Source organism: Reichenbachiella faecimaris (assembly GCF_900176375.1).
Taxonomy (GTDB): Bacteria; Bacteroidota; Bacteroidia; order Cytophagales; family Cyclobacteriaceae; genus Reichenbachiella; species Reichenbachiella faecimaris.
Map to the genome: position 1 here is coordinate 1818566 of NZ_FWYF01000001.1, position 16486 is coordinate 1835051.

At 38.5% G+C, this 16486-nt stretch carries 19 protein-coding genes; 8 read left to right on the plus strand and 11 right to left on the minus strand.

Annotation, left to right across the window (positions count from 1 at the left end; genetic code table 11):
- Position 1: 1 nt before the first annotated feature.
- The 6 genes from B9A58_RS07625 to rsfS are packed head-to-tail and all read right to left on the minus strand — an operon-like array spanning position 2 to position 5320.
- Positions 2-733 carry a DUF6048 family protein gene (locus B9A58_RS07625; protein WP_084371860.1) on the minus strand — a complete coding sequence of 244 codons (732 nt, stop codon included), beginning with the start codon at positions 731-733 and terminating at the stop codon, positions 2-4.
- Positions 708-1151, minus strand: a complete 444-nt coding sequence (locus tag B9A58_RS07630) for a DUF6452 family protein (protein WP_084371861.1) — start codon at positions 1149-1151, stop codon at positions 708-710. The genes B9A58_RS07625 and B9A58_RS07630 overlap by 26 nt, the downstream gene beginning before the upstream one ends.
- Before the next feature lie 35 nt (positions 1152-1186).
- Entirely contained in the window at positions 1187-1990 is an 804-nt protein-coding gene (locus B9A58_RS07635) for a hypothetical protein (protein WP_084371862.1), read from the minus strand.
- The gene (locus tag B9A58_RS07640) at positions 1987-2757 is read right to left on the minus strand and encodes a UDP-2,3-diacylglucosamine diphosphatase (protein WP_084371863.1); all 771 of its coding nucleotides are present in this window, start codon (positions 2755-2757) and stop codon (positions 1987-1989) included. Before B9A58_RS07640 ends, B9A58_RS07635 begins: the two co-directional genes overlap by 4 nt.
- A gap of 45 nt (positions 2758-2802) precedes the next feature.
- Positions 2803-4899: an ATP-dependent zinc metalloprotease FtsH gene (ftsH, locus tag B9A58_RS07645; protein ID WP_084371864.1), complete on the minus strand. Its 2097-nt coding sequence runs from the start codon at positions 4897-4899 to the stop codon at positions 2803-2805.
- 49 nt (positions 4900-4948) lie between these two features.
- Positions 4949-5320 carry a ribosome silencing factor gene (gene rsfS / locus B9A58_RS07650; protein WP_084371865.1) on the minus strand — a complete coding sequence of 124 codons (372 nt, stop codon included), beginning with the start codon at positions 5318-5320 and terminating at the stop codon, positions 4949-4951.
- A gap of 40 nt (positions 5321-5360) precedes the next feature.
- Between rsfS and B9A58_RS07655 the strand changes: the two genes are divergently transcribed.
- From B9A58_RS07655 to nadD, 6 genes are all read left to right on the plus strand, one after another.
- Positions 5361-6116, plus strand: coding sequence for a biotin--[acetyl-CoA-carboxylase] ligase (locus tag B9A58_RS07655; protein ID WP_084371866.1), 756 nt, complete (start codon positions 5361-5363; stop codon positions 6114-6116).
- 71 nt (positions 6117-6187) lie between these two features.
- Positions 6188-7489, plus strand: coding sequence for an adenosylhomocysteinase (ahcY, locus tag B9A58_RS07660; RefSeq protein WP_084371867.1), 1302 nt, complete (start codon positions 6188-6190; stop codon positions 7487-7489).
- A gap of 182 nt (positions 7490-7671) precedes the next feature.
- Positions 7672-8250, plus strand: a complete 579-nt coding sequence (locus B9A58_RS07665; protein WP_084371868.1) for a sigma-70 family RNA polymerase sigma factor — start codon at positions 7672-7674, stop codon at positions 8248-8250.
- A 66-nt stretch (positions 8251-8316) separates the two neighbouring features.
- Entirely contained in the window at positions 8317-8547 is a 231-nt protein-coding gene (locus tag B9A58_RS07670; protein WP_176214715.1) for a hypothetical protein, read from the plus strand.
- Positions 8548-8550: 3 nt separating this feature from the next.
- The gene (gene gmk / locus B9A58_RS07675; protein WP_084371870.1) at positions 8551-9120 is read left to right on the plus strand and encodes a guanylate kinase; all 570 of its coding nucleotides are present in this window, start codon (positions 8551-8553) and stop codon (positions 9118-9120) included.
- Between the two features lie 10 nt (positions 9121-9130).
- Complete coding sequence (gene nadD, locus B9A58_RS07680; protein ID WP_084371871.1) at positions 9131-9703, plus strand: nicotinate (nicotinamide) nucleotide adenylyltransferase; 573 nt, start codon at positions 9131-9133, stop codon at positions 9701-9703.
- Here the strand turns inward: nadD and frr are convergent, their stop codons facing one another.
- The 4 genes from frr to B9A58_RS07700 form a co-directional block, all read right to left on the minus strand.
- Positions 9704-10264 carry a ribosome recycling factor gene (gene frr, locus B9A58_RS07685; protein ID WP_084371872.1) on the minus strand — a complete coding sequence of 187 codons (561 nt, stop codon included), beginning with the start codon at positions 10262-10264 and terminating at the stop codon, positions 9704-9706. It abuts the gene before it with no gap.
- A 58-nt stretch (positions 10265-10322) separates the two neighbouring features.
- Positions 10323-11027, minus strand: a complete 705-nt coding sequence (gene pyrH / locus B9A58_RS07690) for a UMP kinase (protein ID WP_084371873.1) — start codon at positions 11025-11027, stop codon at positions 10323-10325.
- Positions 11028-11095: 68 nt separating this feature from the next.
- Positions 11096-11590, minus strand: a complete 495-nt coding sequence (locus B9A58_RS07695; RefSeq protein WP_084371874.1) for an acyl-CoA carboxylase biotin carboxyl carrier protein subunit — start codon at positions 11588-11590, stop codon at positions 11096-11098.
- Positions 11591-11652: 62 nt separating this feature from the next.
- Positions 11653-12117 carry an Lrp/AsnC ligand binding domain-containing protein gene (locus tag B9A58_RS07700; protein WP_084371875.1) on the minus strand — a complete coding sequence of 155 codons (465 nt, stop codon included), beginning with the start codon at positions 12115-12117 and terminating at the stop codon, positions 11653-11655.
- Between the two features lie 870 nt (positions 12118-12987).
- Here B9A58_RS07700 and B9A58_RS07705 point away from each other — a divergent pair.
- Complete coding sequence (locus tag B9A58_RS07705) at positions 12988-14673, plus strand: AMP-binding protein (protein ID WP_084371876.1); 1686 nt, start codon at positions 12988-12990, stop codon at positions 14671-14673.
- A 74-nt stretch (positions 14674-14747) separates the two neighbouring features.
- Positions 14748-15674 carry a DUF3078 domain-containing protein gene (locus tag B9A58_RS07710; RefSeq protein WP_084371877.1) on the plus strand — a complete coding sequence of 309 codons (927 nt, stop codon included), beginning with the start codon at positions 14748-14750 and terminating at the stop codon, positions 15672-15674.
- Positions 15675-15716: 42 nt separating this feature from the next.
- Here the strand turns inward: B9A58_RS07710 and B9A58_RS07715 are convergent, their stop codons facing one another.
- Positions 15717-16469 carry a pirin family protein gene (locus B9A58_RS07715; RefSeq protein ID WP_084371878.1) on the minus strand — a complete coding sequence of 251 codons (753 nt, stop codon included), beginning with the start codon at positions 16467-16469 and terminating at the stop codon, positions 15717-15719.
- Between the last annotated feature and the right edge of the window lie 17 nt (positions 16470-16486).

Genomic DNA, 16486 nt, shown 5'->3' on the forward strand with positions numbered 1-16486 from the left:
ATCAACCACCAGGAGGTACTTGCTTTTCAGTTTTTTCAGGAATCTTCACAGGTCTCTTTGGAATGGGCTTATCTCTGAATCTCAATTTGTAAATCACATAGTAGTTGAAACCAAACTGACTACCTTTATCAGCCTGACCAAATCCTGGGATTTCAAAAGGAAAAAGCTTGCCATTGTCTGAAAGTTTTTTGGAGAACTTAAATCGAACAGTATACCCCATATATAATGGGCCAGCTATATTCACATTGATTCCCATATTAGCCTCAAACCAACGCGCCTCTAGATTTTCATTCGAATAAATCAATTGATCTTCTCCCCATCCTGTATCTGATTGAGCGTAAGTGATATGATCACTGAAACTACTTCTAGCATACATGATTCCAAAAAAAATGCTGCTTCTGTGCTTATTGTAAGGCATCATATTCACATGTGGGCCAAGACGAAAAAACGTGCCATCAGAGCTATAATCAAAGCCTTCTCCAGTTAAGTTTATTTTATCTATCCCCAACTCTCCGGCGAGATAATAATGATGAAAATCAATTTTGGAATGAAACTCAAGTTTGGTTTCGTCTGAAAACAAAGTCTTCCCCAAACCAATAACATCTGTTGCAAAAATGACTTCTGAGGGCATAAAGTCCTTTTTTACCTTTTGTTCTTTTTTTATTTCCTGAGCGGACACCCCGAAATTCACAATCAGAACAAAAAGACTAATTATATATTTTAATGTTCTCATCTATGGTCACATCGATAAAAGTAGAAACTAAGTCGTAAGTAAAAGAAGAACCAACCACATCCAATTTGCTGTAGAAAAAATAAGGCCCACATTCCTCGGATAACCATTCAAGCTGGGTGGTATAACTCACCGTCAATGTATCTACTGAAGTGCTGGATACAAACACATAAGTGACCTCATCGACCGTGGGATTCAGATTCAATTCAAAGCTCGTCAAAGAATCCATAGAGTTATAAAACACGTGATCAGTGCTTCTTTCTGTTACACTAATAAACTCCATGAACTGCTGGGTAGAATCTTCACGATTAAAAAAATTTACAGTAATATTATTCTCTGGTACTTCCAAATCACAATCTGGCTCTTCCCCACAAGCCCACAGCACTAAAATTCCGAGGCAAATAATAACAACTTCACGCATATTTAATTGGTGCAATTTCTTTGAATATCGCTGACTTACTGCTGGCTAAGATACTTATATATATTGAATCCATGAGGCGTAATGGCTATCAGTCGATCATTAGAGTAGACCATTTTTGAAAATTTAATATCGCCTAAATTCCGCTTGACATTTTCGCCTTCATACAAATGTATAAGATTCAAAAAACCATCCTTTTCATAGTACATGTAGTCCTTATCAAACCCTACAGATAAGGGTGCTTCGGACAGTAGCTTGAAGAGATAATTTCCAATATTATCAAAGACCAGCACGCCAGAAGACTTGTCAATGATGTACATTCTATTTTGGTGTGCATGAAAGGATAAAATTTCGGTCTGATGCTGATCAAGCACCTGAGCCAGCGATTTTCTTTCGAGCAAACGATTTGTACCAGGGTCGATCAGCTTAATTGAAAAATCTGAAATGTCTAACACCCAAAGTGTCTGTTGAAAGTTGGGCGCTACGTCTTCTACATAGCCAAGGTTAAAATCCGACAACCTGTAGGTAATAGGAGATGACAGATATCTACTAAGTATGACCAATTCCTGAAGGTCTTTATAAAACAATGTCACTTTCAGCTGTGAACTAGTAGTTATCTCATGAATACTTGCCACTTGCAAAGGAGAATATTCAAGTATCAGGTTTCCCTCATTTGAGTATTTGGAAACCGTCCCTTGAAAGTTTGTTGCATAGATATTTCCTGCCTGATCGAGCGTACACAGATCAATATTATGATGTGACACTTTTTTCACCAGTTCCCAAGGTTGAGCTACCAGGGAAAGAGGAACCCAAAGCAAGAAATATGTAATGACGGTTTTCATTTGGAAAATGACTTGAGCCTGAAATCTTCCCCATCATAAACTCCATAGGAACTGCCAAATACCCACTCCCCAAGATTTACATAGGTGGAGTCATTGTTCAAGGCGTGCATTCCAGAGATATGTCTATGACCATAGATGTAATAATCATGGTGTTGCTCCTTCTCTAATTGATTACTATGAATAATCAACCATTCTTTATCTCCATAAAATTCTAATGATTCCCTCTCCTGAGCCAATCTACTTCCTGAAGACCACTGTTTCGCTAAGGCAACCCCTATATCTGGGTGGAGCCACTTAAACAACCATTGACAAACTGGGTTGCTAAATATTCTTTTGAAAAATTTGAATTTTTTATCACCTGGCCCTAACCCATCACCATGTGCTAGATAGAACGAATGAGACCTAATTTGATAAGTTTGTGGTTCATGAAAGATTTTTATTCCTATTTCATCAATCAGATAGGTTTTCAACCAGAGATCATGATTGCCTGAAAAGAGTATGATTTCTATTCCCAGATCCACAAGCTCAGCCAACTTACCTAACAATCGCACATATCCCTTGGGTACCACATGCTTATATTCAAACCAGAAATCGAATACGTCTCCTAACAGGAAGACAGCCTTGGCATCTTTGGAAATGGAATCCAACCACTGCACGATGATCTTCTCTCTCTGCCTGGATTGCTGATGATTGGGTACACCCAAATGAAAGTCACTGGCAAAATAGACTTTCTTATTTTTTTCTAATTCAGATAGTGAATTATTCATCTGAAAAAAATTTGGGGCTATGAATCATAGCCCCAATTTATTGTTTTATTTAGAATCTTCTGTTGTTTCCTCCAGATTCTCAGGAGTGGATGTAGTGTCCTCTTCTTCACTCTCCACCTCAGATTTTATCTCTGATTTTAGCTCTTCAATGGCCTTTTCGTTTTTAACTTCTTCACTTCCCTTCGGGCCCAAGGCACCATTCGTGAATGCGGCATAATTAGTGTCCTTTTCAAAAGGTCTTTTGCCAATCAACTCCTCTAAATCTGCCTGAAAAATAATTTCTTTTTCAAGAAGCTCAGTAGCAATTTTCTCTAATTGGTCTCGCTTATCACTGAGAAGATTTTTAGTTCTGACATAGGCCTCATCTACAATCTTCTTAACCTCTTTATCAATCAATTCGGCAGTTGCCTCAGAATATGGCTTATTAAAGTTGTATTCAGATTGCTTGCTGTCATAAAATGAAATGTTACCTATGGCCTCATTCATACCATAAACAGTCACGATGCTGTAGGCCATTTTAGTGATTCTCTCCAAATCACTTAACGCACCAGTGGATATCTTACCAAAGACAATTTCCTCGGCAGCTCGACCACCAAGAGCCATGCACATTTCATCCATCAACTGCTCGGTCTGGTGCAGATGCTGTTCTCTTGGCAAGTACTGCGCATACCCAAGTGCCGCATAACCTCTTGGTACGATACTAACTTTAACCAAAGGATCTGCATGCTCTAGATACCAGCCCGCCACTGCATGACCAGCCTCATGATAGGCCACAATTTTCTTTTCCTCAGGGGATATGATTTTGCTTTTCTTCTCCAATCCACCTATCACACGATCAATGGCATCTTGAAAATCCTTAAGGTCAACCGCCTTCTTATCTTTTCTGGCAGCTATCAGTGCCGCTTCGTTACAGACGTTTGCGATTTCAGCTCCAGCAAAACCTGGAGTCTGAGCTGCCAATTTTCTTGAATCAACATCTTTATCTGACTTGATAGGTCCCAAATGCACTTTGAAAATCGCGTCTCTACCTACAATATCTGGCTTGTCAATACTAATTTGTCTATCGAATCGCCCTGGTCTCAACAATGCAGAGTCCAATACGTCAGGACGGTTTGTTGCCGCCAAAATGATTACACCAGAATCAGTAGAGAATCCGTCCATCTCTACGAGCAAGGAGTTCAATGTATTTTCTCTTTCGTCATTAGATCCTGGCATTTGACCCTTACCCCTTGATCGGCCAATGGCATCAATTTCATCAATAAATACAATACAAGGTGCTTTTTCCTTGGCTTGTTTAAAGAGATCCCGCACTCTCGCAGCTCCCACTCCCACAAACATCTCCACAAAATCAGAGCCCGATAGGGTGAAAAAAGGCACAGCAGCCTCACCAGCTACAGCTTTCGCCAACAAGGTTTTTCCAGTACCAGGAGGGCCAACAAGTAGAGCTCCTTTTGGAATCTTACCCCCAAGCTTGGTGAATTTAGCAGGGTGCTTCAAGAAATCTACAATTTCTTTTACTTCTTCTTTGGCTTCATCCAGCCCAGCCACATTGTCAAAGGTGATTTTGACTTTGTTTTCAGCATCAAAAAGAGCAGCTCTGGATTTCCCTATATTAAATATTTGACCACCAGGGCCTCCACCACCAGTCATTCTTCTCATCAAGAGCCAGAAGCCCAATATAATGATGATAAAGAATCCCGAATTCAAGAATATATGCGTATAGTCTGATCGATCGTCTACCAAATATTCATAATCATTCCCAGGCTTGAGTTGCGCATCAAGTTCCTTTTTCTTACTGGCAAAGATGTCAATGCTTTCAATCTTGAAAAAGTACTGGGGACCAGTAGACTCAACACCAAAACGATTTTGCTGCTCAAGCTGGATTTTGTATTTGCTATTTTGTAACGCCTCAGGTTTGAGGGTAACTTCTACTATTTTTTGATTACCTATCAGTGTTACTTTTTCAACATCATTGCTGAGCACCATTTGCTCAAACCTTTTGAAAGAAATTTCAACTGCAGAAGTATTGTTCGAAAAGTACGAAATGCCAAAAATAAAGGCCATAAGGCCTAGTATAACCCAAATTTGATAATTGGGCTTGTTGGGCTGATTTGTACTATTCTTTCTCGGTTTATCCGCCATTATTAATTATTTATAAAATTGTTTCTAACGCCTTACTGCTGATTTAGTTTTATTCTTCGATAGAAGTGATGATCGCGTCTCCCCACAGCTTTTCAAGGGAATAAAATTCTCTACGGTCTTTCCTAAAGATGTGCACCACTACGTTGGCATAATCCATCAATATCCACTCTCTATTTTCCTTCCCTTCCTTTCTCCACGGGTTATCTGAAGTGGTTTTGTAGACTTCTTCTTCTACAGAGTCAGAAATGGCGTCAATTTGTGTGTCCGAATTACCAGAGCAAATTACAAAAAAATCAGCAACAGCATTACCTATGTTTCGCAAATCAATCAGTACTATATCAGAAGCCTTCAATTCCTTCATTCCCTGTATCACTGCATCACTCAAGATTTTAGAATTTTGAGCTTCCTTAATTACTGTCATGCTTTGTCTCTAAATTTACCACAAAATTAACCAATATAAGTTGCATAAATTCTTTGCCAAAACTCAATTCCTTGGAAAAAAGGTACTTTTTCTGTCACATTGTCATTCGACCAATGACATGGCTGCTGATCTATTGAAAGAAAAGTTGCAAATCGAAGGCACTACAATTATTACCCAAGACCAAAGCAATGGCAGAGGCCAAAGGGGTAATAGCTGGGAAAGTGAACCTGGAAAAAACGCCACATTTTCGGTAATATTAAAACCAACCGCCATATCAGCTCAGAATCAGTTTCAACTACACCTCATTACTACTTTGGCTATTCATGGTGCTTTGTTTCCAATATTGGGGAAAGAATTAAAAATCAAGTGGCCAAACGATATTTACTATAGAAATAGAAAGCTCGGAGGCATTCTTATAGAAAACACACTAAAAGGTTCAAGGATTGAAAATTCTATTGTAGGCATTGGGATCAATTTGAATCAAACTCACTTTTCTAATCTTCACGCCACTTCTATGATTGACATAACAGGTGAAGAATTAGAAATCAATGACATTATTGAGCAAATACTGATTCAATTAGAAAAGAAGTATCTCGAACTAAAAGGCGGCCAGCTGAAAACACTCAAAACGCAATATTTGAGGCGCCTATATTTGTTCGACCAAGTAGGCAAGTATGAAACTGGGGGCAGGATGTTTGAAGGGAAAATTGTTGGGATTTCACCAAGTGGTTTGCTACAAATTCAAGAAAACGAAATGATCCATGAGTTCGCTTTTAAGGAAGTAGCCTACAAATGAACCAACACGTTGGTTTTTTCGTCATCAATTAAACACTTAACTTTGCAGTCGCAAATTGAAAATATAAAGCAATGATAGATACAGCATCAAAATTCAAGGTAAAAGATATTAACCTGGCCGATTGGGGTCGAAAAGAAATCAAATTGGCAGAAGCAGAAATGCCAGGATTGATGTCGCTTAGAGAAGAGTATAGACAAAGCAAGCCATTAGCAGGTGCCAGAATAGCAGGATGTCTTCACATGACGATTCAAACTGCCGTTTTGATCGAAACTTTGATTGAACTAGGTGCTGAGGTAACCTGGTCTTCGTGCAACATCTTTTCCACTCAGGATCATGCTGCTGCTGCCATAGCCGCTGCAAATATTCCAGTTTATGCCTGGAAAGGAATGAACGAGACAGAATTCGATTGGTGTATCGAACAAACTTTGACTGCATTTGAAGGTGGCAAGCCATTGAATATGATTCTTGATGATGGTGGCGACTTGACCAATATGGTTTTGGACAGATACCCTGAACTGGTTAAAGACATTAAAGGCTTGTCGGAAGAAACTACTACTGGTGTACACAGACTTCAGGAAAGAGAAGAGAACGGCACGTTGCCAATGCCAGCAATCAATGTCAATGATTCAGTTACTAAATCTAAGTTCGACAACAAATACGGATGTAAGGAATCATTGGTAGATGCAATCAGAAGGGCTACGGATGTAATGATGGCTGGGAAAGTAGCCCTCGTAGCCGGATATGGTGATGTCGGAAAAGGATCTGCCGCTTCATTGAGAGGTGCAGGTGCAAGAGTAATTGTAACAGAAATAGATCCAATCTGCGCGTTGCAAGCCGCCATGGACGGTTTTGAAGTGAAGAAGATGGATAATGCAGTAGAAGAAGCTGATATTATTGTAACCACAACTGGAAACAAAGACATCGTGGTTGGTCGTCATTTCGAAAAAATGAAAGACAAAACTATCGTTTGTAACATTGGTCATTTTGACAATGAGATCGACGTGTCTTGGTTGAATGCAAATGCTACAAAAACGGAAATCAAACCACAAGTAGACTTGTATGATTTAAAAGGAAAAGAAATTATTCTGTTGGCGGAAGGTAGATTGGTGAACTTAGGTTGTGCCACTGGCCACCCTTCTTTTGTAATGTCCAATTCATTTACCAACCAAACTTTGGCTCAATTGGAACTTTGGAACAACACAGATGCCTATGAAAACAAGGTATATATGTTGCCAAAACATCTAGATGAGAAGGTTGCAAGATTGCACCTATCCAAAATTGGTGTGGAACTGGATGTATTAAGTAAAGATCAAGCAGAATATATTGGTGTAACTCCAGAAGGCCCATACAAGCCTGAGTATTATAGATACTAATTTTTGCTGAAAAGCAAATCCAAAAGGCCACTTGTCTTCGTAATTACTAAGACAATGTGGCCTTTTTTTATAAGCAAACTGAGTTAAGTCATTGAATAAATTTATTAACTCAACAAAACCGTATAAATTTAAGAACGTAGGATTGTGTGTTCATACATGTATTTGAACGTCAATCAAAAAAAATGGAAGAGTCACCGACCAAAAATAACTATTCCACAAGGGTAAAGGACAAAATCTTCAATGAAGAATTTATGCCTCATATCCGTGCCATGTACAATTTTGCGCACCGCCTCACTTATGACGAGGATGATGCCAAGGATCTTGTGCAAGATACCTTCATGAAATCTTACCGATTTATTAATTCCTTTCATCAGGGAACTAATGCAAAAGCATGGCTGTTCAGGATCATGAAAAACAGTTTTATCAACGATTTTCGTAAAAAAAGCAAGCAACCTACGAAAGTAGATTATCAGGAAGTTGAAGGCTATTACAATTCTGAGGGCACACAAAAATCTGCAACTACAGACTTGAGAATAGATACAGTAAAAAATCTTATTGGAGATGAAATCACAAATGCCCTAGCTTCTCTGGACGTTGATTTTCGCACTGTAATCATTCTATGCGATCTGGAAGGGTTTACCTATGAAGAAATGGCCAAAATCTTGGATATACCCATTGGTACAGTCAGATCAAGATTGCATAGAGCAAGGAATTTGCTAAAAGAAAAATTGCAGTCCTATGCACAGAGCATGGGATATTAATTAATTAGATTTGCGGCGATTGTGAGTTTAAAAAAAATGGTACGTGAGATAAAATTCCGAACAGGAATGGCCAAATGCACTGAGTATCTGGACTTAGTCCAAATGGTACTTGACGGACAAGCCAGTCGATCTCAAGAGGTATATTTAAAAAGACATCTCAACATGTGTCTGAAATGTTTGGAACACTACAATTTAGATCAAGAAATAAAAAAACTCGTGCAATTGAAACTGGCAAGCAAAGAGGTACCTGAAGGTCTTGCCGATGCAATAAAAACCAAAATCGCAAAATCTGCTTAATACATGCAAAAAGGCAAAGCCATTATATTTTCAGCGCCTTCAGGGTCTGGAAAAACAACCATAGTTAAACACATCCTTTCTCAATTTCCAAACATTGAATTTTCGATTTCTGCTTCTACTAGAGATAGAAGAGGAAGGTCGGAAACTAATGGCAAAGACTATCACTTTTTAACTCCTGAAGAGTTTAAGAATAAAATTGATAACAATGAATTTATTGAGTGGGAAGAGGTCTATGAAGGCAATTTCTATGGTACACTTAAATCAGAAATAGAACGAATTTGGGAAAAAGGTCATCACGTGATTTTTGATGTAGATGTAAAAGGTGGCATCAGTTTGAAAGAGTACTTTGGTAATGATGCAATTTCAATTTTTGTGAAAGTTGTGGATGAAAGTGTATTGGCTGAGCGCCTCAAGGATAGAGGGACAGAAGATGAAGCCAGTTTATCAAGAAGACTCTACAAGGCTAAATTTGAAATGTCATTCGAGAATAAATTTGACGTGACGCTTGTCAATGATAAGCTAGAAGATTCGTTTGAGAATGCCAAAAAGTTGATTAGTGACTTTTTGAAATAACTTTAGACTTATGAAAGTCGGACTTTTTTTTGGTTCATTTAATCCCATTCATATTGGACACATGATTATTGCCCAAACTATGTTGGACAGTATTCATATAGATGAGCTTTGGTTTGTCATCAGCCCACAGAATCCATTTAAAAAGAACAACAATTTACTCCACGAATTTGACAGGCTAGATATGGTAGATGCTGCCATAGCCAGCAATTCTAAATTTCGAACTTCTGATATAGAGTTTAACCTACCCAAGCCTAGCTATACCGCACACACCCTGGCGGTCCTTTCTGAAAAACATCCAGACAAGGAGTTTTCACTAATCATTGGTGGAGACAATCTAGCTTCCTTTCACAAATGGAAGAACTATCAAACCATTTTAGAACATCACGAATTATTGGTATACCCTAGGCCAGGAGCTCAGAAGCCTCAAATTGAGATAACTGATCGTATCCATTTCGTAGAGGCACCCTTGTTGGATATATCAGCTACTTTTATTCGTTCTAACATAAAAAATGGGCACTCGATCAAATATCTAGTGCCCACTGAAGTCGAAGAATTTATCGTTAGAAAAAAATTCTATCGATAATTAAATCGTCATAATATCTTTTTCCTTGGCTACTACCAAGTCATCAATTTGAGCCACGTGCTTATCAGTCAATTTTTGCACATCACCCTCGGCACCCTTCACTGCATCTTCTGATGTACCTTCTTTCACCAGTGCCTTCAATGAGTCATTGGTATCCTTTCTTACATTTCTTATACTAATTTTTCCATTTTCGGCTTCTGCCTTCACCTGCTTCATCAGGTTTATTCTACGTTCCTCAGTCAAAGGAGGAATATTAATTCTGATTTGCTCTCCATCGTTCTGAGGGTTAAGGCCTAAATCACTATTGATTATGGCTTTTTCAATATCAGTGATAATACTTTTTTCGAAGGGTTTAACAGACAAGGTACGCGCATCTGGTGTGCTTACCACTGCCACTTGATTGATGGGAGTCATTGCGCCATAATATTCCACCATCAAACCATCCAACATATTTGGCATGGCCTTGCCTGCTCGAATTTTACTGAGCTCCTGATGGCAGTGCTTTACAGACTTATCCATTAGTTCTCTGGCTTCTTCCAAATACATTTCAATTTCTTCCATGACTATATATTATATTTTCCGTGATTCTTTCAAAGATAATAATTTCAACAAATTCTTTTTAGGAGATCAAAGTTCCTACTTCCTCGCCCGCAACAATCGCTTTTAAATTTCCTTTTTTATTCATGTCAAACACAATGATTGGCAGGTTGTTTTCTTGACAAAGTGTAAACGCCGTCATATCCATCACATTCAAGCCTTTTTCATAGACATCCTGAAAGCTTATGCTCGGGAATTTGGTAGCAGCGGGGTCTTTTTCGGGATCAGCTGTATATACGCCATCCACTCTGGTTCCTTTGAGCACAACATCCGCTTCCATCTCAATGGCTCTCAAACTAGCTGTAGAGTCAGTAGTGAAATATGGATTCCCAATACCTGCTCCAAAAATCACTATTCTTCCTTTTTCCAAATGCCGTACCGCCCTTCTTTTAATAAAGGGCTCACAAACCTCCTCTATCTTAATACCAGACATCAATCTGGTATACAATCCTGTTTTTTCAAGTGCTGACTGTAAGGCCATGGCATTAATAACCGTGGCCAACATGCCCATGTAATCACCTTGTACTCTATCAATGCCTGAATCTTCTGCTTGTACCCCTCTGAAGATATTTCCTCCACCAATGACAATAGCTATTTCAACACCCAGATCTTTGACCTCTTTAATTTCCTTTACATATTGTTCAAGTCTGGCAGCATCTATACCATACTGGTTATCTCCCATAAGTGCTTCTCCACTTAGCTTGAGCAATATTCTCTTGTACTTCATCAGTGATTTGTGATTATCATGTTAAACAAAAATTTCACAAAGATAGGAGGGAAATTGACACATGGTATTTATAAGGAAAGTAAAATTTTACCTTTTTCTACGCTTTCTCCTTTTGTAGCATGAAGACCATTTATCACCCCGTCTGCTGGACTTTTAATCACGTTTTCCATTTTCATGGCTTCAAGAATCAGGAGATGGTCTCCTTTTTTCACTTCTTGCCCCTCTGATACCAATACTTCCAAAATCAGCCCTGGCATTGGAGCTTTCACATCACTGGCTCCAGCCTGACCCACTGATTCCATGCCAAGCTTGGCTAGCAAAAGATCCAAATTATCCTTGACACTAACTGTGTAAGGCGTGTTATTCACTTTGACATCAACTGTTTTTTCTTCTTTATTAACAGAAATGATCTTGGTCTGAAATGACTTGTTATCTACAAGGAAATGGAGATCTCCATTTCCAGATTTGGCAAGATCAAATGTGAAAGGCTGGCCATTGAGTATGTATTCATCCTGCTCTTGCTCTATCTCAAATGTTTTTTCTCCTATTTGGGCTTTTTTCATTATTGTGCTGTTTGAGCCAAAAATAACTGCCTTGACTCAAACCACAATAATTAAGGAGAAATTTATCCCAATTGGATAGGACGGCTCATGCTTTCATCCAGAGAAATAAATGTCTCTGTACGATCAATTCCCTCTACTTTTTGAATCTTATCGTGTAGGACTTCTCTCAGATGATTGGTGTCTCTGCAATGAATCTTGATGAAGATATTATAGTTACCTGTGGTATAGTGGATTTTTACTATTTCAGGAATTCCTTTGAGTTCCTCTACCACTGTATCGTACAAAGAACTTTTTTGAAGATATATTCCTAAAAAGCACGTCACATCAAAACCGAGTTTCGAATAGTCCAACTGAAGAGTTGTGCCTTTCACTACTCCCAATTCTTCCATTTTTTTCATCCTCACATGTACCGTTCCACCAGAAACATATACTTTCTTGGCTATTTCAGTATAAGGCGTCTTTGCGTCCAGCATGAGATGGGAAAGGATCTTCAAATCCACATCATCAATTTCATAATTTTTTGGCATGATTCAATACTGATTTTAGTAATTATTCAACAATATTAATAATATATTAAATGATATGTAAATATTTGAGCTATTTTATGTGATATTTTTAATATATCAGCCCTTTTCTTAATTTTACATTATCAAAACAAACGAAAAGACGTTCTTTTGTTTAATACTGTAGGGTGATGAAACAGGCAGCCATGCCCTCCTATCTCGGGGGTGGAGATTTTGGATAAATCGCTCCTTGCGACTAACTACTCCGTGGAGGTTCGAATCCTTCTCCTACAGCTATCATTTTTGGGTTAATGTTGTTTAATGAAAGAGTCTGGTTTTCCAGACTTTTTTCATTTGGCTCTTTTCACCCCATAAAAGGCGTTTTGACAAATCTTTATCGTTAACGATGTATAATTCGCAATTTCAGCACCTTAAATCAATGCCAATTTACGATATTATCAACAATAACGTCAATAAAGTAAAAATAATATATTTATTCATTCATTTTAATGAAATATTTTCAATATTCAGACCGAATTGCTACCTTTGAATTATCAAAACAAACAAAAAGACGTTCTTTTGTTTAATACTGTAGGGTGATGAAACAGGCAGCCATGCCCTCCTCTCTCGGGGGTGGGGAACTGGGACAAATCTCAACTTGAGACTAACCTCTCCGTGAAGGTTCGAATCCTTCTCCTACAGCTATCATTTTTGGGTTAATGTTGTTTAATGAAAGAGTCTGGTTTTCCAGACTTTTTTCATTTATAGCCTCTGGAGCTTTAAAAGTATCATTCACTTTTTGATAATTCCACTCTCATTAAGCATCTTTAGAAGATTTTTATATTTTCATCAGGCAAATTGGTGAAATTGATCTTCAAGCATTAACAAAACAAAATGGCTACGCACACTTGGTTTCAACACTACCCTAAAGGAATTCCTCATACGATCAACCCAGACGAATACACATCACTTCCGCACCTCTTTGAAGTTGGTTTTGAAAAATATGGTGACAGGCCAGCCATGGAAAACATGGGCAAATGTCTTACTTATCATGAATTCAACCAGAAGGTTGATCAGTTTGCCAGCTTTTTACAAAACCACACCAATCTGAAAAAAGGAGATCGTCTGGCCATACAAATGCCTAATCTCTTGCAATATCCTATTGCCATGTTTGCTGCATTAAAGTGTGGACTGGTAGTAGTAAATACCAACCCACTTTATACTCCAGATGAAATGAAGCACCAGTTCAATGACTCTGGAGCCAAGGCCATTGTGATCCTGGAAAATTTTGCATGCAATCTGGAAGAGATCATTTCTTACACTTCTATAGAAACAGTTATTACCACAGAAATTGGTGACTTACTGGGAGGACTTAAAAGACCCATTATCAATTTTGTAGTAAAAAGAATTAAAAAAATGGTTCCGCCATTTTCATTGCCTATGGCAATCAACTTTAACAGTGCCCTTAAAACGGGACAATCAAGCCAATTCAACAAAGTGGATTTAAAGGGCGAGGACATTGCGTTTTTACAATATACTGGTGGAACCACGGGTGTCTCCAAGGGCGCCATGCTCACACATAGAAACTTAGTGGCCAATTTAGAACAGGTGTGTGCCTGGATGAGTATCATGCTAGAAGAAGGCAAAGAAACTGTCATTACTGCTCTGCCGCTTTATCATGTATTTGCATTGACTTGCAACTGCTTGGTGATGTTTAAACTTGGCGCAAAAAACATACTGATCACCAACCCTAGAGATATGCCTGGTTTTGTAAAAGAATTGGGCAAGCACCAATTCTCTGTAATCACTGGCGTAAACACGTTATTCAATGGATTACTTAATCAGCCAAAATTTGCCGAGTTAGATTTTTCTAAACTTAAGGTTGCTTTTGGTGGTGGCATGGCTGTTCAGAAAATAGTCGCAGAAAAATGGCTAAAAACAACTGGCGCGTCACTAGCAGAAGGGTATGGTCTGACTGAAACGTCTCCCGTCCTTACTATCAATCCACTCGATGGCACTGATAGAGTGGGAACCATAGGCCTTCCTATCCCAAGTACTGAAATCAAAATGCTTGATGATGATGGCAACGAAGTGGCGCAAGGTGAGCCTGGTGAGCTTTGCGCCAAAGGGCCTCAGGTAATGAAGGGATATTGGGAACGCCCAGCTGATACAGATCAGGTGATGAACGGAGAATGGTTCAAAACAGGTGATGTCGCCACTATTGACAAGGATGGATTTATCAGAATAGTAGATAGAAAGAAGGAAATGATCTTGGTATCAGGGTTCAATGTTTATCCCAATGAGGTGGAAGACGCAATTGCAAGACATGAAAAAGTACTAGAAGTGGGAGCCATAGGCGTTCCAGATAAAAAATCCACTGAAGCAGTAAAGGTTTTCATTGTCAAAAAAGATCAATCATTGACAGTAGAAGAAATAAAGGAACACGCTCATGAAATTCTTACTGGATACAAATGTCCGAAACATGTAGCATTCACTTCCGAATTACCTAAATCCAATGTTGGTAAAATCCTAAGGAGAGTACTAAAAGAAGAAGACGCCAAAGTGAATTCCTATGATTAATATATCAGTAAGTCCAGAGTTTCTGTTTTTTTCTAATTTCGCTCTTATTGAAACAATTAATTAAATCTATACTTATGAAGCCGTTTATTCTTGCAATTATTCTTTCATTGCCAGCCACATTATATGCCCAAACAGATACTACCTACTGGAACAAAGGTGGGAAGTTCGGAGCTAACGTTAGTCAGGCTACTCTTACGAATTGGTCTGCAGGAGGTAGCAATACCATAGCTGGAGCAGTCTATTTCAACTATATATTTGACTACAAAAAGAGAGATATATTATGGCAAAATACAATTGATATGGGTATTGGATGGATCAAAGAGGCACGATCTGCACAAAAAAAAGCAGATGATAGAATGGTATTGACCTCAAGTTTTGGAAAAAAATTGACTAGCAGCAATGATCATTGGTACTACAATGCCACAGCCGATTTCAGAACACAATTTGCGAAAGGTTACAATGTGGAGGATGACCCTAATCAAAATCGTCCCATATCTAAATTTATTTCGCCTGGATATTTGATGACCTCCATAGGTATCGATTATAGACCCAACGACTATTTTAATGTTGCTATTAGCCCTATCACTGGCAAATTCACATTCGTGCAAGATGACTCCCTTTCTACAGCGGGAGCCTTTGGAGTAGATCCTGGAGAGAAATTTCGAGCAGAATTAGGAATGAGTTTAAAGGCCAGTTTCAACAAAGAAATCGTTTCTAATGTCCTTTACACTACTAACCTACTTTTATTCTCTGATTACCTAGAACATCCAGACAAGATTGACGTGAATTGGGAAAACATACTCACATTAAAAGTAAATGGTTGGCTGTCAGCGAACATATACAATCAGATCATATATGATTACGACATCAAGTTTTACGAATTAGATCCATTGACAGGTGAGAATGACCTGACTACTGAGACTGACAAATGGCAATTCAAAAATATTATCGGTTTAGGATTGGCTGTACAGTTCGGTGGAAAGAGAGGCGAAAAGAAATAACCAAAAAGGCTCTGAGGTAATATTCAGAGCCTTTTTATCTACCTATAAAGTCTGCCCTTCTGCATAAGTTCTATAAGAAACTTCCGTTGGGGATTGAATCATGAAAAGTTTGGCTTCCGTTGCAAATTCAATCTTTAACTGAGATTCGCCCTTCACAATTAAAAAATCATTGGGAGACAACGCTCCTTGTTCTGCTTCCCCCTCCCCTTTCAATACATATATTGTATATAGTGAGTCCTTATCAAGAGACATTTCCCAGTTTCCAGAAATATTAGAAATTTCCGTTATCACAATTTTCTCCGAATCAATCTGCATAGGAGATCCTTCTCCAATTATTGTTTTTGCAGTTCCATTCGTCGTTTCTTTTATCGGGAAATCCGAAGCCTTAATGTCTGAATAGGAGGCCTCCTTTTTCATTGTTTTAGTCAAATCTGGATCAAACCATATTTGAAAGAATTCCCCACCCGGCAATATCTTTTCCGCATGAGAAATACCATTTCCAGCTCGGATTACCTGGGCATCACCTACGTCCAGATCCAACCAGCGATCATATTTGGTATCGTAATGGGAAATCTTTCCATTTAATACATAAGACATAATCTCAAATCCCTGATGAGGGTGTGTATCTATCAATCCACCAGTATCTGACCAAGCGTGCGCCCAATAAAACAAATTAGAAATAGATCTGATACCTCCTTGTTCATGAGGAAATCCTATGGGTTTGTTTTCTCTTATCCTGCCAAAATCAAATGCTCCTTGAGCTTGATGATGTTTGCTTACTATCTCTACACTCATGATTTTTTCAACGTGAA